This window comes from uncultured Granulicatella sp. (genome assembly GCF_963515615.1).
GTDB lineage: Bacteria > Bacillota > Bacilli > Lactobacillales > Aerococcaceae > Granulicatella.
The window spans coordinates 23,698-46,257 of record NZ_CAUPZT010000008.1 but is presented as its reverse complement, the minus strand read 5'-3'; the positions used below and the strand labels follow the sequence as shown (position 1 = coordinate 46,257).

Below are 22,560 nucleotides of genomic sequence, written 5' to 3'. Positions count from 1 at the left end.
GTGATATGGCTTTTTCTTTAGGAATAGTCACAAACCTAAAAATTTGGTATAATACAAGAATGAAATCAAAGGAATGACGAGCTCTAGGAAATGCACCCCCCTGATGCAAAATGCACCCCCTAAACACCGTTTGCACCCCCCTAGAGTAAAAAAAGGAGAGATTGTATGATAAAAGTCATTGCACTAGACTTAGATGGAACATTACTAACAGATGATAAAAAAGTAACACCTGAAAATAAAAAAGCTATTCAACTTGCGAAAGAACAAGGTGTAAAAATTGTTCTTTGTACAGGTCGTCCTTTAATGAGTATTTATCATTTATTAGAAGAATTAGAATTATTAGGTGATGATGATTTTTCTATCAATTACAATGGTGGAATTATCCAAAAAACAAAATCACAAGAAATTTTATTTAAACAAGGTCATTCAAGAGATGATATGCAATACTGCTATGAAGAAGCGTATAAAGTAGGATTACCTCTTGTTATGATTGATTTAGAAAGAGCTTATGAAACAACTTATCCGGAAGGAAGACCTTCTATTTATCCAGGATTACCACATCCAATTGAGTTCATTACAAAAAATCCATCGGAATTTGAAGAAAGCCACGTGTTTTATAAGGCAGTGCTATGTATTGAAGAAGCGCTATTAGATGAAGGAATTCGTCAATTACCAGAAGCTTTCTTTGAAAAATTCAATTGTATGAAGTCTCGTACTTTCTTATTAGAAGTAGTTCCAAAAGAAGTTTCTAAAGGAACAGGCTTAACTCATTTAGCTGAAATTTTAGGAATTACAGTAGAGGAAATGGCAGCTTGTGGAGACGAAGAGAATGACTTATCGATGTTAACAACTGTTGGTTTCCCAGTAGCAATGGGTAATGGTTCTCCAGAAGTAAAAGAAGTAGCGAAATTTATTACGAAGACAAATGAAGAGTCTGGGGTAGCTCATGCTATTTATCATATTTTAGAACAAAATAAACGTGAAAGAGAAGGAGTGAAATAATGGGATTATTTGATCGTATTAAACGTGCCTTTACGGGTGAAGATGCTGTCATTAAACAGCAAGAACAAGAAACTTCGATTATTATTGATAAATATGACCAAGGAATGCAAAAAACTCGTAAAAGTTTTTCGGATCATTTAAACGAATTTTTAGCAGATTTTAGAACGATTGATGAAGATTTCTTCGATGATTTAGAAGAAACATTTATTTCTTCAGATGTAGGCTTTGAAATGACTTTAGCGATTACGGATGCTTTAAGAGATGAAGTTCGTTTGAAAAATGCTAAAAATGCTCATGATGTCAAACAAGTGATTATTGAAAAAATGGTAGATATTTATGAAAAAGGTGAAGACAATTTAGCAACTTTAGCAAAAGCTGAAGGTAGACCAACTGTATTACTATTTGTCGGAGTAAATGGTGTTGGTAAAACAACTACGATTGGTAAAATTGCTTGGAGATTAAAACAAGAAGGGCATTCTGTATTATTAGCTGCAGGAGATACATTCCGTGCTGGAGCTATCCAACAATTAGAAATTTGGGGCGAACGTGTAGGGGTTCCAGTTGTTAGTGGTAAAGAAGGTGGAGATCCTTCTTCTGTTGTGTATGATGCCATTAAAAAAGCAAAAGCAGAAAATATTGATTATTTATTAATTGATACAGCCGGTCGCTTGCAAAATAAAGTGAATCTAATGAAAGAATTAGAAAAAATGAACCGTATTATTTCTAGAGAAATTGAAACCGGAGCAGATGAAACTCTATTAGTGTTAGATGCAACTACAGGACAAAATGCTTTAGTTCAAGCAAAACAATTTAAAGAAACGATTGATGTAACAGGTTTAATTTTAACAAAATTAGATGGTACTGCAAAAGGTGGCGTAATTTTATCGATTCGTCATGAAATGAATATTCCAGTTAAATTTATTGGATTAGGAGAAAAAATGGACGATTTACAACCATTTGACTCAACTCAGTTTATTTTCGGATTAGTGAAAGATTCGTTGAAATAGTATAATAATTTTTTAAATGGCTTTTTTAAAGTAGTAAGGACGGTAGTAGGTTCTTAATTGAATCTTATGGCTAAAATTTTTACTTTAGAAAGTCATTTTTTTACTTTTTCAACCTTTTTTGTTCGTGTTTTAGTACATAATGCAAATGTTGTAGGTTTTAATGTTCATAAAACACAGTTTTTTGTTTACATTTTAGTCAAAATAAGTTAAAATATTTCGTGGTAACAGATATGAAACAAATGCTTATTTAAGGAGGTTACCTCATGTTTGAAATGAAAGTTTTTGATTATGAAGATATTCAATTAGTACCGAATAAATGTATTGTAAATAGTCGTTCAGAATGCAATACAACTGTTCAATTAGGGAAACACACTTTTAAAATCCCTGTAGTACCTGCTAATATGCAAACAATTATTGATGAATCAGTAGCAGAATTTTTAGCAGAAAATGGATATTTTTATATTATGCACCGTTTTGATGAAAAAGGAAGAATTCCATTTATTAAAAAAATGCATGAAAAAAATCTTATTGCTTCAATCAGTGTGGGTGTAAAACCTCATGAATATGAATTTATTGAAGAATTAAAAGAGAAAAATTTAATTCCGGATTATATTACCATTGATATTGCGCATGGACATGCGAATTCAGTTATTGATATGATTGGACATATTAAAAAGCATTTACCAGAAACATTCGTAATTGCTGGAAATGTTGGTACGCCAGAAGCCGTTCGTGAATTAGAAAATGCGGGAGCTGATGCTACAAAAGTTGGTATTGGACCTGGTAAAGTATGTATTACAAAAATTAAAACAGGATTTGGTACAGGTGGTTGGCAACTAGCAGCCCTTCGTTGGTGTTCAAAAGCTGCCCGTAAACCAATTATTGCGGATGGCGGAATTCGTACTCACGGAGATATTGCAAAATCAATTCGTTTTGGTGCTACAATGGTCATGATTGGTTCATTATTTGCTGGTCATGAAGAATCACCAGGTAAAACAGTTGAAATTAATGGAGAACGTTTCAAAGAATATTTCGGTAGTGCATCAGAATTCCAAAAAGGTGAACGTAAAAATGTTGAAGGTAAAAAAATCATTGTTCCTTATAAAGGTTCATTAAAGGATACTTTAGTAGAAATGCAACAAGATTTACAATCATCTATTTCGTATGCGGGTGGTTCAGACTTAGAATCGATTCGTAAAGTAGATTATGTTATTGTTAAAAATTCAATTTTTAATGGTGATTCTATTTAATTTTAAAAAGATTCAATGCCGGTTCGAGTAAAATTGAATCGGTAATTTTTATTTTTAGTAAGAATTTTTGCTAAATTCCGCAAAAAAGAGTAAAATAACAGAGTTGATAGAGGAGGGTCATTCGTGAAAATTAAACATATTTTGGGATTAAGTTTCCTTATGGCTTCATTATTTTGTACAAGTGCTATTTTAGCGGAAGAAAATGATTCTACTACAAAAGAAGCTACGCAAGAAACTACCGTAGAATCAGAAACAACTCAAGAACCTGAAAAAATTGAACAAACCACTGTAGCAATTCCATATAGAGAAGATGTAATGGATGCTATAGCAGAACAAGGTTATGGTGTAGATGAATATTATAGACCAGAAAGTACCATAATGGTGGATGCTGATACAGGGGAGATTGTTTTTGGTAGTAATATTGACCAACCATGGGATCCAGCAAGTATTTCAAAAATGATGACAGCTTACATGGCGTTTGAAGCGATGAAAGAAGGAAAATTATCGTTAAATACCATTGTCACTGCAACAGAAGAAGATCGTGCGATTTCAACGATTGGGGAAATTAGTAATAATATTATTGTTGCTGGAGTAGATTATCCAATTGAAGAATTATTATATATGATGTTTTATCCATCTTCAAATGTTGCTACATTAATGGTTGCAAGAGCGACTGGGTTATCAGATACTGAGTTTTTAGATAAAATGAATGCTAAATTCAAAGAATGGGGTATGGAAAATACTAAATTCAATAATGCTAGTGGGGCAGTAGCCTCTGCATTTAGAGGATATTATACACCTGAAGGATACAATAACAATCGTTATAATCAAACAACTGCAAGAGATTTAGCCATTTTAGCCTATCATTTCTTAAAAGATTTTCCAGAAATAACAAATTTTACGAAAAATCCTTTAATTACAGTTATGGTGGGAACACCTTATGAAGAATCATTTTACACTTACAACAGTTCTATCCCAGGAATGATTCAAGGATTTCCAGGAGTAGATGGATTTAAAACAGGTTCAAGTCCTAGTGCGGCATTTAACCATTTATTAACGGCTAAACAAGAAGATACTCGTTTTATTCAAGTTATTTTAGGAGTTGGAGCTTGGGAAGATAAGGATAATAGTTCTTTCTTCAAGAACCAAATTGGGAATGGATTACTAAGAAAAGCTTTTTCTGAATATGAAACTCAAACAGTATTAAAAGCTGGAGAACATATAATTGATGGAGTGAAAGTTCAACTAGAAAAAGATATTAAGACATTAGTTCGAATTGGAGAAACTCCTAAATATCATTTGAAGGAGGATAAAATTGTTATTGAAACAGATCTTCCTCGTATTACTTCAAAAATACAACCATTAACTTATCCTGTAACAATTATTCCACAAGAAGTTGAAGAACCAGAAGAAACTACAACTACTGATGTTAAAACTGAAATGAGTTTTCAACTGGAAGAATTTTTATTAAGTTTAACGTATAAACCAATTTTATTAGGAGTAATTATTATTGGAATTGCCAGTATTATTAGTATTATTATAGTTTCAATAGTATTTATTATTAGAAAGTAATGATTAACGATTTCCGTTTGGAAATCGTTTTTTGTATGTAAAATAATTTTTAGCCATGAAAGACGTATTTTAGTTATGCAACCAAAATAAGCCTTTTCATAGTACAGGAAAAGTCGAGACTACAGGCTCGACTTTTAGGTATGAGACAGCGAAGCTGGCTGCTACCGTCCTTTTGCTACTATACCAGAAAAGGCATTAAAAGATATTTTTATTGTAATGAATGGATAAACCGTCCAAACGCTTCTTGCCCTTCAGTTGTTTGTTTAAAGACACCGGCATCTTCTAAACCACGTTCAAAAATTTCACCAACTTTTTGACGAATCAAAGCTTCAATATTGTCTGGAGTAATATTTTCATTGTCTTTAATTTCATTAGCCCAAGCTTTATGCATTTCAGGCATTTGATGAGCTTGACCTAGTAAGTAGTTCTCAACTTCTTTTAGTTCTGTTTTTAAACGAGGAGGAAGAATTGCTAACCCCATCACTTCAATTAATCCAATATTTTCTTTCTTAATTGGATGTACATCCAGATGAGGATGGAAAATACCATCTGGATATTCTTCAGTCGTACGATTATTTCTAAGCACTAAATCTAATTCATAGACACCATCACGTACACGAGCAATTGGTGTAATCGTATTATGAGGAGTGTCTTCTGTAAATGCGAAAATATCCGCACTTTCATCTGAATAATTTCTCCATTTATCTAAAATATGAGTCGCTAATTGAACAATTTGTTTTGTATCTTTACTTGCTAGTCGAATTACGGATAAAGGCCAATGTAAACGAGAGACCATTCCGTCAAAACCTTCAAAAGAGTAGTTTTCTAAAATTGGTGCAACATCCATCGGAAAGACATGTCGACCAGATTGATAGTGATCATGAACTAAAATAGAGCCACCTACAATTGGTAAATCAGCATTAGATCCAACAAAATAGTGAGGGAATTGACGTAAAATATCCATTAAATTCTCAAATGAACGTTCTGTAATTTGCATTGGACGTGGTACTTGAGTTAAGAAAATTGAATGTTCATTGAAATAAGAGTAAGGAGAATATTGGAATCCCCAATCTTCATGATTAATTTCTAAACGAATAATTCTATGATTGCTTCTAGCTGGATGATTGAAACGTCCATAATACCCTTCATTTGTCATTGTTAATTGAGAAGCAGGGTAACTAGATTGTTTGACTAATTTTGCTTGAGCAATCGCTTTTGGATCCTTTTCAGGTTTTGATAAGTTAATTGTAATTTCTAAAGCACCGTATTTTCCAGAGTATGGAAATTGTATATTTTTAGCAATGGCTCTTGTTTGAATGTAATGATTTTTTTGACTTAATGCATAAAAATAGTCAGTTGCTTTTTCAGGATTTTCTTTGTAATTATTCCAGAAGTTTGCATTTACAACAGATGGAAGAGGCGTTAATAAATTCATAACAGCTGCTTCAAATGCTTCTTTTTCTGGTAAAATATCTTCAATTACTCCTAATTCTATCGCTAATTGAATGATTTCGTCCACGGAATCCTCTAATGATGGGATATTATCATTAGAAATTTCAGATGGCTTATAATCATCTAATTGTAATAGATGAAGTAATTGATTGGTTGTATAAATTTCGTCTAGTGGATTTAATAATTTTTCGAGTTTTGCTTTTTCAATAAAGTTTGTAATACTATGATACATATTCCGTTTCCTCCTAAATCATCTACAAAGATGAATGCTTCTTTTTTTATAAAATGCAATCGATAACATTCTTTTTCCCATTGGAATGTAACTGCTTTAATATATGTTTATTATAAAAGGAAAGTATAAAAAAACAAACCATTTTTAGCAAAAAAACTAAAAATAGTTTGATAAATATCAATATTTCTTCCATTATTTGAAAAAAGCCCAAATATAATCAATAATGGCTGTTAATCCATAAGTATATGCCGCTAAAGTGATTGGCTTACAAATTAAAATAATGAGTATGAATTTTTTATAACTCATTTTTGTTAAACCAGCTAGCATACATAGGAAATCATCAGGTGAAACAGGAAATGCCATCATGAAAGTAAAGAAGTAATCAAATTTATTTCCACGATTTAACCATCCGATATAACGATGATACGTACTATCATTGACCATTGATTTTACAAATAATTGTCCATAAATTCGAGCTAAATGGAAAGCGATAATAGAACCGATGATAATACCGATATAGTTGTAGACATTTCCAATAAACATTCCGTAAATATAGACTCCAGCAATACTTGTTAAAGCACCCGGAATAATTGGAATAACTGTTTGTAAAATTTGTAATAAGATAAAAATAGGTGGTCCCCAAATGCCTGCACGTTGCATATATTCACTAAGTGCTTCTTGGGAAGTAAATAATCCTTTTTGATAAGCCCAAATACAAAAGATAACTGTGGCAATTGCTCCTGCGATAGAAGCAGCATGCATCATTCTTTGTGCAAATGGAGACAGAGGCTTACCTTGTTTAATATGTGTTTCAGTCATAAATTCTCCTTTATTTTAAATGATTCTCAACAGCTACTTTATCATAAAAGACTTGCCATTGTTGGAGTACATTTTCTTTAGAGTAAAATTGCTCTCCTTTTTTAGATTTTTCGCAAGCTTCTTGATAGAAGGCCTCATCTTGTTGTAATTGACGTAAAATTTCTTGGAATTGTACTTGGGAATTTCCTTTTAAATAATAATCAAATAAAATAGGGCGATACTCTCTTAAATCTCTTAATAATAATGGAATATTCGCATTCATGGATTCTAAAATCGTCATTGGGAATAACTCTTCAAACGAAAGTTGTAACATTACATCTCCCATATTAAAGAACTCATTCATACGATTTCTTTCTACAAGACCTAAGAAATGAACATTAGTTGGTAATTCATCCATGTGTTCCATAATTTCTTTTCGACCTTCAGAAATCCCTTTAAACGCAAAGTCACCCGCCCATACAAATTGGATATCAGGCATTTTTTTCGCTAAATCAATAAATTCTAAAACACCTTTTCTCATTTGTAATTGTCCTGCAGATACAACGGTAAATTTATCTGGATCTAATCCGAAAGATTCCCGAAGAGTTGCTTTTGAACGATCCGTAATTTTATAAAAAGTATCACGTGATACAAAGTTTGGAATGTAAGTGATTCTTTCTTTTGGAATTCCATAATGTTCTAGATCTTCAATAAAACGTGGATTAACGGTTACTAGATAATCTGCTTGTTTATAAAATTGAAGAACATATTTATAAAATAATTCTTTAATCGGACGAGGTAGGGAAATACTTTTTTCTAAAGTTTCCGGTAAAAAGTGAACAGAAGCAATCATTGGACGGTTTTGTCTTGTGATAACAGATTTTATTAAAAAATCTGGATTAATCGTATGAATATGAGTAATATTGTATGTTTTTAATTGATTCACAACGACTTGATAGTCTTTTAAACCTTCTGTTACGAGATTAATTTGTTCTTCTGTAGCAGATAGAACCCCTTGTCCTTTTACACTATCTGCTCGTGTAAGCATATTGATCGTTAACATATTGACTCCTTTAAGAAACAATTTCGTTTACTATTCTACCATGAAATGAAGCATTTGAAAAATAGCTAGTAAAATCTTAAGAAAAGATTTGAAAATAAAAGATAACTTTTTGCCTTATGGGTAATTTTTTTGTATACTAGATACAGAGAAATCAAGAGAGGTTATTCATGAAGCGTCAAAAAAATAAACCTAAAGGTAAAGCATCTAAAAATTCTAAAGAAGCAATGACATTAGTGGATTGTTATTATATTCCAACAGCAATTGCAGAACATTTTTGCCTATTACGTGAGCATTGTGCGACAGAAGTAGAACAAACATTGTTACAGGACTATGCAAAAGTTCAAAGAGAACATCGGGATGACATTGGCGAAGTAATTGTTGCATATGATGAAGCTGGTGTATATCATGGCGAGATTAGTTTAAGTCCAACTGAAATATCAAAATTAGAAAAAGAAATTTCAGCCGAGAGATTGGATAAATATTTAGAAATTTATTTTAAATAAGATATTTTAAATAATGGATGAAGTATAATCTGTAACAACTCCTGTTGGAAATTCCTTCAGGAGTTTTTTAAGTCGTGTGATTTGCCTCAATACTTTGAGCTTGATATCATCAAATAGAAAGGTAGGAGATACTATGGAATTAGGAATTCGTAATTTTACATTTAGAAACCCAACAAAAATTTTATTTGGAAAAGATCGTATTAAGGATATTGATGGAGAAATTCCAAAAGATGCAAAAGTATTAATTTTATATGGCGGTGGTTCTGTTAAACGGAATGGAGCTTTCGACCGTGCTGTACAAGCATTAGGAAATCGTGAATGGGATGAGTTTGGAGGAATCGAAGCAAATCCAACATACGAAACATTAATCAAAGCTGTTGCACGTGTAAAAGAAGATGGTTTTACTTATTTACTAGCAATTGGTGGTGGTTCTGTCATTGATGGGACAAAATTTGTAGCTGCAGCAAGTGTTTTTGATGGCAATCCATTAGATATGTTTAGAGGAGGATTTGGAAAAGGCCTTCCTGTTACGAAAGCTGTTCCATTTGGAACGATTTTAACATTACCTGCAACTGCATCTGAAATGAATAGTGGTGCGGTGATTACTTTTGTAGCATTAAAAGCAAAAGTAAGTTTTCGACCAGATGTTACATTCCCTCAGTTTTCAGTACTAGAACCTGAATTAACGTATACATTACCAAAACGCCAATTAGTCAATGGTGTATTAGATACCTTTATTCATACAATGGAAAATTATTTAACCTACCCTGTAGATGCAAAATTACAAGATCGTTATGCAGAAGGGATTTTACAAACATTAATTGAAATTGCACCAACTGTCATTGACGAGAATAATCACGACTTTGCTGCAAGAGCGAACTTTATGTGGTGTGCAACAAATGCATTAAATGGAACAATTTCTGCAGGTGTGCCGACAGACTGGGCAACTCATGCATTAGGACATGAAATTACATTAAATCATGGAATCGATCATGGACGCACATTATCGATCGTGTTGCCAGCGATGATGAAAGTACGGAAAGAACAAAAATGGGATAAACTCATTCAATATGGAAAACGAGTGTGGGATTTATCTGGAACACCAGAAGAAATCGTCAATGGAGCAATAGAAAAAACAGAAGAATTTTTTGTATCATTAGGTGCACCAATTCGATTTAAAGATATTTCATTAGATGAATCAGTCATTGAAGCATTAGTGGAAGGATTAGGACGTCACGAGAAAATTCATTTATCTGAGCATCATAATTTAGAATTAGAAGATGCAAGAATCATTTATCAAACAGCATTATAGTAGGGGAAAGGAGCGAAAAAATGGCAAGTGAATTAATTGAAGAAAAGTTAAAACAATTGCCTGATTTACCAGGATGTTACTTGATGAAAAATCAAGAAGATGAAATTATTTATATTGGTAAAGCAAAAAACTTAAAAAATCGAGTTCGCTCCTATTTCCGTGGAGCACATAATACTAAAACTGAAAAATTAGTGAGTGAAATTCATCATTTTGAATTTATTGTTACAAAAACGAATAAAGAATCGTTATTATTAGAGATTAATTTAATTAAGAAATACCAACCTTATTACAATATTAAATTAAAACAAGGAACCATGTATCCTTATTTAAAAATTACAAATGAACGAGATCCTCAACTGATTATTACAAGTAATGTTGAAAAAGATGGGGGCATGTATTTTGGACCTTATCCGAATGTTTATGCTGCAACAGAAACGCAACAATTGATTCAAAAAATTTATCCATTAAGAAAATGTGGGAAAAATGAAACACGTGCTTGCTTCTATTATCATTTAGGGCAATGTATTGGCTGTTGTGATCATGAAGTTTCACCAGAAATTTATCAACAACAAAAGAAAAAAATTCAGCGGTTTCTTGAAGGTGATGTAAAAGAAATTAAGCAAGATTTACAAAAGAAAATGGATGAAGCTTCAGAACAATTAGAATTTGAACGAGCCATTGATTATCGAAATCAAATTCAATATATCGAAACAACCGTAGAAAAACAGCATATTATGTCTCAAGACTTTACAAATCGGGATGTATTCTCATTCCATATGGATAGAGGTTGGATTTCTATTCAAGTCTTTTTACTTAGACAGTCTACAATTATCAAGAGAGAAGCAGCATTATTCCCGATTTATAATTCAGCTGAAGAGGAATTGATATCATTTATTGTACAATTTTATCAAGAACAAAATCACATTTTGCCAAAAGAAATATTAGTTCCAGCAGAAATTGATAAGGAATTATTAGCTGAAGTATTAGAAGTCAAAGTCTTAACTCCTCAAAGAGGACCGAAGAAGCGGATGCTTGATTTAGCGACACAAAATAGTGAAGTAGCTTTACTTGAAAAATTCAAGATTGATGAGAATAGTCAGCAAAAAACTTTAGGGGCGGTAGAACAATTGCGACAAGCACTTGATTTAAGCCGTTTAAGCGTGATTGAGTCATTTGACCACTCGAATATTCAAGGGACAAATCCTGTATCAGCCATGGTTGTTTATCGAGATGGAAAACCGGAGAAGAAAAGTTATCGAAAATTCAATATTAAAACAGTTCAAGGGAGTCATGAATTTTTAACGACTCAAGAAGTTGTTAGAAGACGATATTCAAGATTATTAAAAGAACAGAAACCTTTACCGGATTTAATTTTGATGGATGGTGGAAAAGTTCAGATGAGAGCTGCTATGGAAGTGTTAGAAGATGAACTTGGCTTATCTATTCCAATTGCAGGAATGGTTAAGGATGAGAAGCATAAGACCGCTCATTTGTTATATGGAGAAGATTATGAACAAATCGAACTAGATCCAACGAGTCAAGCTTTCCATCTATTACAACGAATTCAAGAGGAAGTCCATCGATATGCGATTACGTTTCATCGTCAGGTACGAAGTAAAAATGCTTTTTCTTCGATTCTTGATGAGATTGAAGGGGTTGGACCAAAGACACGTACGAAACTATTACAGCATTTTAAAACGATGAAGGGAATCCAGGAGGCGACAGTCGAGGAGATTCAAAAATTGGGAATTTCTGAGAAAGTGGCGAAGCGAATCAAAGAATCAGTTAGATAGTGTTATTGGGATTTTTCTGAAAGTTGTGAGGCCGCCAGCAGCCTCGCAAAGCGAGTCTCATGGCTAACATTTTAGCCTAGGGTCTCAAATGTTGCCTTAAAAGCTTCCTGATGTCAGGAAGCTTTTATTTCACAACTGCGATAAATCCCATGTGTTTCATTCATTAACTTTGGATACGTTTAGGATGTTCTTTACGTGAAACTCAATGATATACTGGCGTGTGGCAAAGGCGCGCTTTGCGCTGTTTGCCTATTGGATGTACTTGGGTGGTGATTCCTCTTGGGGTGTGAGGCTGTGTTTTGGGAGAATTGTGTAAATTCAGGATCACTTCTGTACCTTTAATTGTTATAAAAAGTTTTAAAATCATTTAAGTGTTTGTATAACAGATGTTTTTATCTGTTATATTTTTCTACTAAAATAATAAAAAAAGATTGATTTCTTTCTTTTCTTATGCTATTTTAAGGGAGTCAAAAAAATTTGAAAAAAGGAAGGTAAAATCATGAATAAATGGTTTAAACTTGGTGCAGTTGCTGCAACATTATTTTTAGGAGCTTGTTCTACTTCAACAAGTACTACAACAAATAAGGAGACTGTATCACAAGCACAAAAGAATTGGGATGCCATTGAGAAAGCAGGAAAGATTAAAGTTGCAACAGCGGGTACTCTATATCCACAATCATTCCATAATGATAAAGATAATTCATTAACAGGTTATGATGTTGAAATTATGAAAGAAGTAGCTAAACGCTTAAAATTAGAAGTTGACTTCACTGAAATGGGTGTTGACGGTATGTTAACGGCTTTAGATAGTGGTCAAGTGGATATTGCGAACTACTCAATCGAAGAAGGATCAAAATATATTGATAAATATTTACGTACTGAACCTCATAAATATTCATTTACATCAATGGTTGTTCGTGAAAGTGACAATTCAGGAATTTATTCTTGGGCTGATGTAAAAGGTAAAAAAGCCGCAGGTGCTGCAAGTACAAACTACATGAAAATTGCTAAAAAATTAGGCGCTGAATTAGTTGTTTATGACAATGTTACAAATGATGTTTACGTATCTGACTTAGTAAATGGACGTACTGACGTAATTATTAATGACTACTATTTACAAAAAATTGCTGTTGCATTTGTAAAAGATACTTTCCCAATTAAAATCAACGAAGGTGTATACGCAAACCCATATAGCGCAAGCTTCTCTATTAAATTAGGAAATGAAGTTATTCAACAAAAATTCAATGAAGCTTTAAAATCAATGAAAGAAGATGGAACTTTAACAGAAATTTCTAAAACATTCTTTGCTGGTGAAGATGTAACTCAACCAAAAGACTTAAAATTAGAAAAAATTGATTTTTCTGATGTAGAATAAGAGGCGATGACGATTGTTTAATCTTAAGTTAGCGATTCATAGTCTATCTTTTGTATTAAGTGGATTACAATATACATTAGGAATTGCTGCAGTTAGTTTCATATTAGGAACAATTCTTGGTTTCTTATTTGTATTAATGAAACGCTCACCATTTCTAGTATTAAGATTAATAGCTAATTTTCACGTTTCTTTTATGAGAGGAACTCCTACATTAGTATTTTTATTCTTATTATATTTTGGATTGCCTTATTTTAAAATTCAACTTCCAGCTATTATTTGTTCCATTATCTGTTTCAGCATTGTGAGTAGTGCCTATATTTGTGAAGTGCTACGATCTTCGATTGATGCAGTGGATTATGGACAATGGGAAGCTTCTACTTCCTTAGGATTGAATTATTTTCAAACATTAAGAAGAGTCATTGTTCCTCAAGCATTTAGAATTTCAGTGCCACCTTTAAGTAATGTATTGTTAGATATGATTAAAGGAACTTCGTTGGCAGCAATGATTACGGTACCTGATATTTTTCAAAATGCTAAAATTGTTGGAGGTCGAGAATTCGATTATATGACAATGTATATTTTAGTAGCGTTAATTTACTGGAGTATCTGTTTAGTATTTGAACAAGGTCAGAAAATTTTAGAAAAACGATTATCATTATATTAAGAAAGAAGAGGTTGGAATTCCAGCCTCTTTTTGTATGCAACGAGGATTGCTAGAGATTTTAAGGAAAATATGATAGACTATCCAGGAAGAAAAGGAGTGGTGATCATGAAAAAATTAGCAATTATAGGCACAGGGTGGATATCTTCTTCTTTTGTAGAAGCGGTGCAACAAACAAATAGTTTCGAAGTAGTATCTGTATATAGTAGAACACTAGAAAAAGCAGAAGAATTTGCTAAAAAACACCAGATTCCTTCTTGGACAAATCAATGGAGTGAATTTTTATTAGATAATAATTGGGATGTTGTCTATATCGGATCACCAAACCATACACATGGTGACTATTCAAAACAATTATTAGAGCATCAAAAAAATATTATTGTTGAAAAGCCATCTTTTTTATCGGTTGAAGAATGGGATGAAGTTCATCAATTAGCGACGGAAAAAAGCTTATTCGTGATTGAGGCTATTCGCCATTATTATGAACCAGCCTTTCAAGAAATTGGTAAAATGATTGATTCTAGAATTGATGAAGTAAAAGGAGCAGTTTTATCGTATGCAAAATATTCTTCAAAATATGATGCATTTTTAAGAGGTGAAATTGCGAATTCATTTTCATTATCCTCTGGTGGTGGAGCCTTAATGGATTTAGGAGTTTATCCTATTTACAATGTGATTAGTTGGTTTGGAATGCCAGAAAAAGTTCATTATCGAGCACGTAAATTACAAAATCAAGCGGATGGACAAGGAATTGTATCATTGGAGTATCCAACATTTGATGTAACAATTTTTGTTGGAAAAGTATTAAATGTATGTCTTCCTCAAGAAATTTACTTTGGCAAAGAAACATTGCAAATCAATGACTGCCAAGAAATTAAAGAAGTCAAAACACTATATATGAGTGAAGTTGTGGAAACAAAGGAATATGAACTCCGTAAAAATCCATTAGAATGGGAAGCCATTGGATTTGCAAAAATATTAGAACGTACACCAGAATCCCTAAAACAATATGAACAAAGTAAAAAAATAAGTCGCAATGTTTTAGAAGTGATTGAAGCATTAAGAAATTCAGCAGGAATTACATTTAATTAAGGAGAAATCATGAAAGAATATATTCAAAACAAATGGAATGAAAAAGGTTTTAAAGACTTAACGCCGATTCAAGAAGCAACAAAGGAATTGATTCAAAATGGGGAAGATGTAGTAGCAGTCTCTCCAACTGGAACAGGAAAAACATTAGCTTACTTGTTACCCTTATTAGAAAAAATTGAAATCAATCATGAACTACAAGCAATCATTTTAGTACCTAGTCAAGAATTAGCACAACAAATTGGTGAAGTCATTCGTGAATGGAAATTGCCAAAACTAACTATGTTAGTTTTAGCGGGAGGAGCTAATGTAAAGCGTCAAATTGAAAACTTAAAGAAAAAACCAGAATTAGTCGTTGGAACACCAGGACGATTAACAGAATTAGCGAATCAAAGAAAATTAAAACTTCATCAAGTTCAAACACTTGTTTTAGACGAAGCAGATTATTTATTAGCGCAAGAACATTTAGAACAAACTCGTTCTTTTATTAAAAAATGTCCATCACAACGACAAATGATTTGCTTTTCAGCCACTAAAAATGAAATATTAGAATCTATTCATCAATGGATTAATATGACACCAAAATGGGTTGAACAGGAACAGAAAATGGCCGGGAATGGGAATGTAAAACATGTGTATATTGAATCTCCTGTACGTAAAAAAGATGAATTGTTAAGAAAGTTTGCCAATATGAAGGAATATCAAGCGTTGGTATTTGTCAATTCTCTTGCAAATGCAGGGATTTTAGCAGAAAAATTACAATATCACAATATTCCCTGTGCCTTATTAACGAGTCAAGAAAATCAAATTAATCGTAAAGCTGCGATTCAAGCTTTTAAAAAAGGAGAAGTTCCTATTTTATTAACAACGGATGTGGCAGCACGTGGATTAGATATTGAAGATTTACCAGTCGTCATTCATTATGATTTACCTGAAAATAAAGAGGTATATACTCACCGTTCAGGAAGAACTGGAAGAATGGGAAAAGATGGATTAGTTATTAGTTTTGTTACAGAAAAAGAAGTAAGAGACTTGAAAAAATTGATCCCAGCTGATGCAACACTAGAAGCGTTCCAAGTTCATTCAAGTCAACTACAAGTTGCACAGAAGAAAAAAGTGGTGGAAAAGAAACCTTATAAACCGAAAGAGAAAAAAGGAACTGCTAAAAAAGCTTATTCATCAAAAAATAAAAAATCCTTAAAAACTAAAAAATCATCAGGAAAGAAAAAGTAAAAAGGAGTCTCTTAAATGCTTACATTGGAGTTTTTAAAAAATCATTTAGAAGAATATCATTTACCCTATGAAGACAAAGCTGTGTTCATTCAAGTCAAAAGACTCCTACATGAAGAAGATGCGATTTGTTATTGGTCTTCAATGGGATGTGTATTTTTTGGATTAAAAGATGATGCGACTTTTACTGATACAAGACCGTTACTATTTCCAGTTGAACGAGTAGAGAAAGTTCAGTATCAAAAGAAATTTTTATCAAATGATGAATTCAGTTTTGAAGTTGAAGGAGAAAAGTTTCAATTTGAAATTCCTCATCGTTCTAAATATTTTTCAAATCAAAAAGAACAATTAAAACTGTTCCGAGTAATGATGGAACAATAAAGGAGACGGACATGGAAATTATTCGTTCGCACCAAAATGCAATGGTAAAAAATTATCAAAAGTTACAAACTTCCAAAGGTAGAAAAAAATCAGAAGCGTATATGATTGAAGGGGAACATTTAGTTGAAGAAGCCATTCAATCAAATATTTCCATTCATCGCTTAGTAGTCAGTGAGGACATGATTCATCTTTATGAAAAATGGACAAAGAGCTATCCAACAATGTTTGTTTCAAAAGAGGTGTTTGAAAAGTTATCGATGACTCAAACGAATCAAGGTATTTTAGCGATTGTACCATTAGAAAAGAAACCATTGGTCGAAGTTCCTCAGGGACGTTATCTTTTAGTGGATGCGGTTCAAGACCCAGGTAATTTAGGAACGATTATTCGTACTGCAGATGCTGCAGGATTTGATGCAGTTGTTTTAGGAGAAGGCTGTGTGGATTTATACAATGATAAAGTTGTTCGATCCATGCAAGGAAGCCAATTTCACGTAGCGATTTATCATGAGAATTTAACAGATGTATATGGGAAGTTAAAAGAAAATGATATTCCGATTGCTGTAACAGCACTTCATCGTGATGCTAAAGATTTCAAATGGTTAACTGGCAGAGACTCTGTTGCAATTGTGGTTGGAAATGAAGGAAATGGCGTTCGTGAAGAATTGATTGAATCTGCGGATTTCATTATTCAGATTCCAATGTTTGGTCAAGCAGAATCGTTGAATGTTGCTATTGCGACGGGGATACTTATGTACCAAACGAGAATATAGTTTTATAGGGATTGGGCTTGGGGTGTGAGGCCGCCAGCAGCCTCGCTGTGCGAGTCTCATGGCTAATTTTTGAGCCTTGGTCTCAAAAATTGCCTATGAAAGTACTCTGGAAACAGAGTACTTTCATTTTCACAACGGCGCCCAATCTCATGTGTTTCGGTCATATCATTAGAGTACGTTTAGGATGCGGGGTACGGAAATCTCATTAACGTTCTTTCGTTTAGCAAATGCGCTTCGCTGTTTGCTTGATGGTGTGCTATTTTGGGTTAGTTGTTAGCCCTAGTGTAATGGCTCTTATTAGTTATGAGCGTTTTGTTTGATTGATATTTTTATCTGTGCTATACTATTTATGAATTAAGATGACGTGGAAAGGAGAGTGAGCAGGAATGCTCACTCTTTTTACGCAGTTATGTAAAGGAGGTTATCTATGAGTAAAGTAGCAGAATTAGTTTCAACACTCGCTTTGCCAGTTATTGAAGCAGAAGGGTTTGAATTAGTCGATTTAGAGTTTGTAAAAGAAGGGAAAAATTGGTTTTTACGTTTTTACCTTGACAAACCAGGTGGAATTGATTTAGATGATTGTGCATTTATGAGTGAAAAATTTAGTGAATTATTAGATTCACAAGATCCAGATCCGATTCCTCAAGCGTATTTCCTTGAAGTATCTTCTCCTGGTGCTGAACGTCCTCTGAAAACTGAGAAAGATTTGAAAGAAGCGATTGGACAATATGTTCATTTATCTTTCTATCAACAAGTTGAAGGTGAAAAGTTTTTAGAAGGATTTTTAACGGAAGTAACTGATGAGTCAGTGACTTTAGAAGTGAAAATTAAAACGCGTAAAAAATCAGTTACGATTGTGCGTGAAAATATTGCAAAAGCTCGATTAGCGATTCAATTCTAGGAATCAATTAGAAACATTTTTGACAAAGGAGTCACATTATGAGTAAAGAAATGATTAAAGCATTAAATATTCTTGAAGAAGAAAAAGGGATTTCTAAAGAAGTTGTGATTACAGCATTAGAAGCGGCTCTTGTTTCTGCTTATAAGAAAAACTATGGACAAGCACAAAATGTTGAAGTTGAATTTGATGCTAAAAAAGGAAAAATGCATGTATACGCTGTGAAAGAAGTTGTGGAATATGTATTTGATTCAACACTTGAAGTGAGTATTGACGAAGCTCATGAATTACATAAAGCTTATGAAGTTGGAGATAAAATTCGTTTTGAAGTAACTCCAAAAGATTTTGGACGTATTGCTGCACAAACAGCGAAACAAGTCATTATGCAACGTTTAAGAGATGCTGAACGTACAAATATTTATAATGAATTTATCGAATACGAAAATGAAATTATGACAGGTGTAGTTGATCGTCAAGATTTCCGTTATGTATATGTAAATTTAGGTAAAATTGTTGCAGGAATGACAAAACAAGATCAAATTCCTACTGAAGAATATTTACCAGATCAACGGATTAAAGTATTAGTATCTAAAGTTGATAACACAACTAAAGGTCCATTAATTTTCGTAAGTCGTACTCATCCAGATTTATTAAAACGTTTATTTGAACAAGAAGTTCCTGAAATTTACGAAGGAGTTGTAGAAATCGTTTCTATTGCTCGTGAAGCAGGAGATCGTGCGAAAGTTGCAGTACGTTCTAGAGATACGAACTTAGATCCAGTTGGTACTTGCGTAGGACCTCGTGGACAACGTGTTCAAAATATCGTAAATGAATTAAATGGCGAAAATATGGATATCGTTGAATGGAACGAAGATCCATCTGTATACATTGCGAATGCATTAAATCCTGCACAAGTTGTGAAAGTAGATTTTGATTCTGATCGTAATAGCTGCATCGTTGTAGTTCCAGATCATCAATTATCATTAGCGATTGGGAAACGTGGACAAAATGCTCGTTTAGCAGCTAAATTAACTGGTTTCCGTATTGATATTAAATCAGAATCAGCTTATCAAGAATATTTAGACCAATTAGATTCAGAATTACCTACAGTTGAAGAATAATCAAGAAGGAGGCATCTTATGAAAAAAAGAAAAGTTCCAATGCGTCGTTGTATAGCTTCTGGAGAAATGATGCCTAAGAAAGAATTGGTACGGATCGTTCGTAACAGTGAAGGTGTCGCTCAAATTGATCCTACTGGAAAAGTCAATGGAAGAGGAGCTTATATTACATTAGAACCGACTCTTGTTGAAAAAGCTTGGAAGAATCATTTATTTGAACGTCAATTAGAAATTGAAATCCCAGATAGTTTCTATGAAGAACTATTACAATATGTGGATCACCAAAAAGCTAGAAAAGAGTTATTTAGTGATGGAAAGCATTGATAAAAAGAAAGCTCTTAATTTATTAGGTATGGCGACACGTGCTCGTAAACTAATATCTGGAGAAGAGCAAGTACTGCAAAGTATTCAAAAAGAAAAAGTGAATCTCGTTATTTGTACAACAAATAGTAGTGAGAATACCGTAAAGAAAATCAAAAACAAATGTGAATATTATGAAATCCCTTTTATTCAGCAATTTACAACGGAAGAAGTTTCGCAGGCGATTGGAAAACAACGTTCGATTATCGCCATTGCTGATCAAGGTTTTACAAAAAGTCTGATGAAGATGAAAGGATTTAACGATATGAACGAATAGGAAGGTGAACGTATGTCAAAAACACGTGTATATGAACTTGCAAAAGAGTTAAAACTACCTAGTAAGGACATTATCGAAAAAGCAAAACAATTAGGCATTAGTTATAACAGCCATATGTCAACAATGGAAGATGGAGAAATCGCAACAATTAAAGCTTCAATTTCTAAAAAGAAAGAAGAGCCAAAGAAAGTTGTTGAAAAGAAAGAAACTCCTGTGTATAAAAAAGTAGAGGCAAAAAAAGAAACAGAACAACCTAAAAAGGAAACTGCTAAAAAAGAAGAAGTGAAAAAAGCTGAACATAAACCAGCACATTCACCAAAACAACAGGATAAAAATCATCAAGCAAACCAAAATCAAAATAAACATGGACATAAGAAGGAATCTATGCAAAAACAAGAAAAAGTGGCAAATAAAGGACCAAAACATCAGAATCATGATGAAGAATCATATTCAAATCATCGTGAATCTAAAAAGAATAATGATTTCAAACGTGGAAATCAAAAACGTGGTGGCGAACGTAATCAACAAGAAAACTTTAATAAGAAAAACCGTCATCAAAAAAATAATCGTAAACAACAAAAGAATGCTGAACAAAAACCAGCAGTCCCAGCACGTAAATTCCATGAATTACCAGATGTATTAGTGTATACAGATGGAATGACAGTTGCTGAATTAGCTAAAAAGATTAAACGTGAACCAGCAGAAATTATTAAAAAATTATTCTTATTAGGAGTAATGGCAACATTAAATCAAGGTTTATCGAAAGATGCGATTGAATTATTAGCAGCAGACTATGGTATGGATGCTGAAGAAAAAATCGAAAAAGATATTTCTGATTTAGATGTATACTTTGAAGAAGCAGCTGTAGAGAGCGACTCACACGCAGTTCGTCCTCCAGTTGTTACAATCATGGGACACGTTGACCATGGTAAAACAACTTTACTTGACCAATTAAGAAATTCTTCTGTAGTAGCTGGAGAAGCTGGAGGAATTACACAACACATTGGTGCTTACCAAATTAAAATTGATGGCAAACCAATTACATTCTTAGATACACCAGGTCACGCGGCATTTACAACAATGCGTGCTCGTGGTGCGGATATCACAGATATTACAATTATTGTAGTTGCTGCTGATGACGGTGTAATGCCACAAACAATCGAAGCAATTAACCATGCTAAAGCGGCAGATGTTCCAATTATTGTTGCTGTAAACAAAATTGATAAACCAGCTGCTAATCCAGGTCGTGTAATGCAAGAATTATCTGATTTAGGTTTAGTTCCTGAAGCATGGGGTGGAGATACAATCTTCGTTGAAATTTCTGCTAAATTTAATCAAAATATTGAAGAATTATTAGAAATGATTTTATTAGTAGCTGAAATGCAAGAATTAAGTGCAAATGCGAATCGCTTAGCCTTAGGTACCGTTATTGAAGCTCGTTTAGATAAAACAAAAGGACCTATCGCAACATTATTAGTTCAAGAAGGAACGCTTAAAGTTGGAGATCCAATCGTTGTCGGAAATACATTTGGTCGTGTTCGTGTAATGGTGAATGACCAAGGACGTCGTGTGAAAACAGCTGTCCCAGCAACTCCAGTTGAAATTACAGGGTTAAATGCATCTCCACAAGCAGGAGACCGCTTCGTAGTATTTGAAGATGAAAAATCAGCTCGTGCAGCCGGTGAAGAACGTGCAAAACGTGCTTTAATTGAACAACGTAATGCTTCAAGCCGTATTACTTTAGATAACTTATTCTCAACATTAAAAGATGGAGAAATGAAAGAAGTTAACGTCATTATTAAAGCAGATGTACAAGGTTCTGTAGAAGCATTAGCTTCAAGTTTACAAAAAATTGAAGTTGAAGGTGTACGTGTGAAAATTATCCATACAGCTGTTGGGGCAATTAATGAAAGTGATATTACTTTGGCAACAGCAAGTAATGCGATTATTATTGGTTTCAACGTAAGACCTACACCTCAAGCGAAGATTCAAGCTGAATCTGATCAAGTAGATATTCGTTTACACCGTATTATTTATAATGTTATTGATGAAATTGAAACAGCGATGAAAGGTATGTTAGATCCTGAATTTGAAGAGAAAATTACTGGTTCTGCTATCGTTCGTGAAACTTATACAGTATCTAAATTAGGTACAATTGCTGGTTCATATATTACTGAAGGGGTTGTTAAACGTTCTAGCCAAGTTCGTTTAATCCGTGATAACATTGTTATTTATGAAGGTGAATTAGCAAGCTTGAAACGTTTCAAAGATGATGCTAAAGAAGTGAAATTAGGATTTGAATGTGGAATTATGATTGAAGGCTACAATGATATTAAAGTAGATGATATTATCGAAGCATTTGAAATGGTTGAAATTAAAAGAAAATAGTCGTTAAATGATGGAATGAAGAGAGGAGA

The 22,560-nt window shown here is 33.2% G+C and carries 21 protein-coding genes; 18 read left to right on the top strand and 3 right to left on the bottom strand.

Annotated features, from left to right (window positions below; genetic code table 11):
• Positions 1–165: 165 nt before the first annotated feature.
• The 4 genes from RYL55_RS02710 to RYL55_RS02695 all read left to right on the top strand — a co-directional run bounded on the left by RYL55_RS02710 (position 166) and on the right by RYL55_RS02695 (position 4,831).
• Entirely contained in the window at positions 166–1,002 is an 837-nt protein-coding gene (locus RYL55_RS02710; protein ID WP_315007044.1) for a Cof-type HAD-IIB family hydrolase, read from the top strand.
• Positions 1,002–2,009, top strand: a complete 1,008-nt coding sequence (gene ftsY, locus RYL55_RS02705) for a signal recognition particle-docking protein FtsY (RefSeq protein WP_006702571.1) — start codon at positions 1,002–1,004, stop codon at positions 2,007–2,009. Before RYL55_RS02710 ends, ftsY begins: the two co-directional genes overlap by 1 nt.
• Before the next feature lie 272 nt (positions 2,010–2,281).
• Positions 2,282–3,259 (top strand): GMP reductase, encoded by a 978-nt coding sequence (gene guaC, locus RYL55_RS02700; protein ID WP_399545516.1) that lies wholly within the window; start codon positions 2,282–2,284, stop codon positions 3,257–3,259.
• Between the two features lie 123 nt (positions 3,260–3,382).
• On the top strand, positions 3,383–4,831 hold the full coding sequence (locus RYL55_RS02695; RefSeq protein ID WP_315007041.1) for a serine hydrolase: 1,449 nt from the start codon (positions 3,383–3,385) through the stop codon (positions 4,829–4,831).
• A gap of 208 nt (positions 4,832–5,039) precedes the next feature.
• Here RYL55_RS02695 and galT read toward each other — a convergent pair whose 3' ends face one another.
• The 3 genes from galT to RYL55_RS02680 form a co-directional block, all read right to left on the bottom strand.
• A complete protein-coding gene (galT, locus tag RYL55_RS02690; protein ID WP_315007039.1) occupies positions 5,040–6,515 on the bottom strand; it encodes a UDP-glucose--hexose-1-phosphate uridylyltransferase in 1,476 nt (491 codons plus the stop codon).
• A 192-nt stretch (positions 6,516–6,707) separates the two neighbouring features.
• Positions 6,708–7,334 carry a TVP38/TMEM64 family protein gene (locus tag RYL55_RS02685; RefSeq protein ID WP_314403303.1) on the bottom strand — a complete coding sequence of 209 codons (627 nt, stop codon included), beginning with the start codon at positions 7,332–7,334 and terminating at the stop codon, positions 6,708–6,710.
• Positions 7,335–7,344: 10 nt separating this feature from the next.
• Positions 7,345–8,376, bottom strand: a complete 1,032-nt coding sequence (locus tag RYL55_RS02680) for a glycosyltransferase family 4 protein (RefSeq protein WP_315007036.1) — start codon at positions 8,374–8,376, stop codon at positions 7,345–7,347.
• Positions 8,377–8,543: 167 nt separating this feature from the next.
• On the opposite strand from RYL55_RS02680, the gene RYL55_RS02675 reads away from it, so the two are divergent.
• The 14 genes from RYL55_RS02675 to infB all read left to right on the top strand — a co-directional run bounded on the left by RYL55_RS02675 (position 8,544) and on the right by infB (position 22,531).
• A complete protein-coding gene (locus RYL55_RS02675; protein ID WP_315007035.1) occupies positions 8,544–8,879 on the top strand; it encodes a hypothetical protein in 336 nt (111 codons plus the stop codon).
• Between the two features lie 133 nt (positions 8,880–9,012).
• Entirely contained in the window at positions 9,013–10,191 is a 1,179-nt protein-coding gene (locus RYL55_RS02670; RefSeq protein WP_315007034.1) for an iron-containing alcohol dehydrogenase, read from the top strand.
• Positions 10,192–10,211: 20 nt separating this feature from the next.
• Positions 10,212–11,984: an excinuclease ABC subunit UvrC gene (uvrC, locus tag RYL55_RS02665; RefSeq protein WP_315007032.1), complete on the top strand. Its 1,773-nt coding sequence runs from the start codon at positions 10,212–10,214 to the stop codon at positions 11,982–11,984.
• 499 nt (positions 11,985–12,483) lie between these two features.
• Positions 12,484–13,359 carry a transporter substrate-binding domain-containing protein gene (locus tag RYL55_RS02660; protein WP_315007030.1) on the top strand — a complete coding sequence of 292 codons (876 nt, stop codon included), beginning with the start codon at positions 12,484–12,486 and terminating at the stop codon, positions 13,357–13,359.
• Between the two features lie 13 nt (positions 13,360–13,372).
• Complete coding sequence (locus RYL55_RS02655) at positions 13,373–14,023, top strand: amino acid ABC transporter permease (RefSeq protein ID WP_315007028.1); 651 nt, start codon at positions 13,373–13,375, stop codon at positions 14,021–14,023.
• Positions 14,024–14,128: 105 nt separating this feature from the next.
• Positions 14,129–15,112, top strand: a complete 984-nt coding sequence (locus tag RYL55_RS02650) for a Gfo/Idh/MocA family oxidoreductase (protein ID WP_315007026.1) — start codon at positions 14,129–14,131, stop codon at positions 15,110–15,112.
• A gap of 9 nt (positions 15,113–15,121) precedes the next feature.
• Entirely contained in the window at positions 15,122–16,342 is a 1,221-nt protein-coding gene (locus RYL55_RS02645) for a DEAD/DEAH box helicase (RefSeq protein WP_315007024.1), read from the top strand.
• Between the two features lie 15 nt (positions 16,343–16,357).
• Positions 16,358–16,720: a hypothetical protein gene (locus tag RYL55_RS02640; RefSeq protein ID WP_315007022.1), complete on the top strand. Its 363-nt coding sequence runs from the start codon at positions 16,358–16,360 to the stop codon at positions 16,718–16,720.
• 11 nt (positions 16,721–16,731) lie between these two features.
• Positions 16,732–17,490: an RNA methyltransferase gene (locus tag RYL55_RS02635; RefSeq protein WP_315007020.1), complete on the top strand. Its 759-nt coding sequence runs from the start codon at positions 16,732–16,734 to the stop codon at positions 17,488–17,490.
• Between the two features lie 427 nt (positions 17,491–17,917).
• A complete protein-coding gene (rimP, locus tag RYL55_RS02630; protein WP_315007018.1) occupies positions 17,918–18,391 on the top strand; it encodes a ribosome maturation factor RimP in 474 nt (157 codons plus the stop codon).
• A gap of 38 nt (positions 18,392–18,429) precedes the next feature.
• Positions 18,430–19,509 (top strand): transcription termination factor NusA, encoded by a 1,080-nt coding sequence (nusA, locus tag RYL55_RS02625; protein WP_315007016.1) that lies wholly within the window; start codon positions 18,430–18,432, stop codon positions 19,507–19,509.
• Between the two features lie 18 nt (positions 19,510–19,527).
• Positions 19,528–19,830 (top strand): RNase P modulator RnpM, encoded by a 303-nt coding sequence (gene rnpM, locus RYL55_RS02620; RefSeq protein WP_006702589.1) that lies wholly within the window; start codon positions 19,528–19,530, stop codon positions 19,828–19,830.
• Positions 19,817–20,143, top strand: coding sequence for a ribosomal L7Ae/L30e/S12e/Gadd45 family protein (locus RYL55_RS02615; RefSeq protein ID WP_006702590.1), 327 nt, complete (start codon positions 19,817–19,819; stop codon positions 20,141–20,143). The genes rnpM and RYL55_RS02615 overlap by 14 nt, the downstream gene beginning before the upstream one ends.
• Before the next feature lie 12 nt (positions 20,144–20,155).
• A complete protein-coding gene (gene infB / locus RYL55_RS02610; protein WP_315007014.1) occupies positions 20,156–22,531 on the top strand; it encodes a translation initiation factor IF-2 in 2,376 nt (791 codons plus the stop codon).
• Positions 22,532–22,560 lie beyond the last annotated feature (29 nt).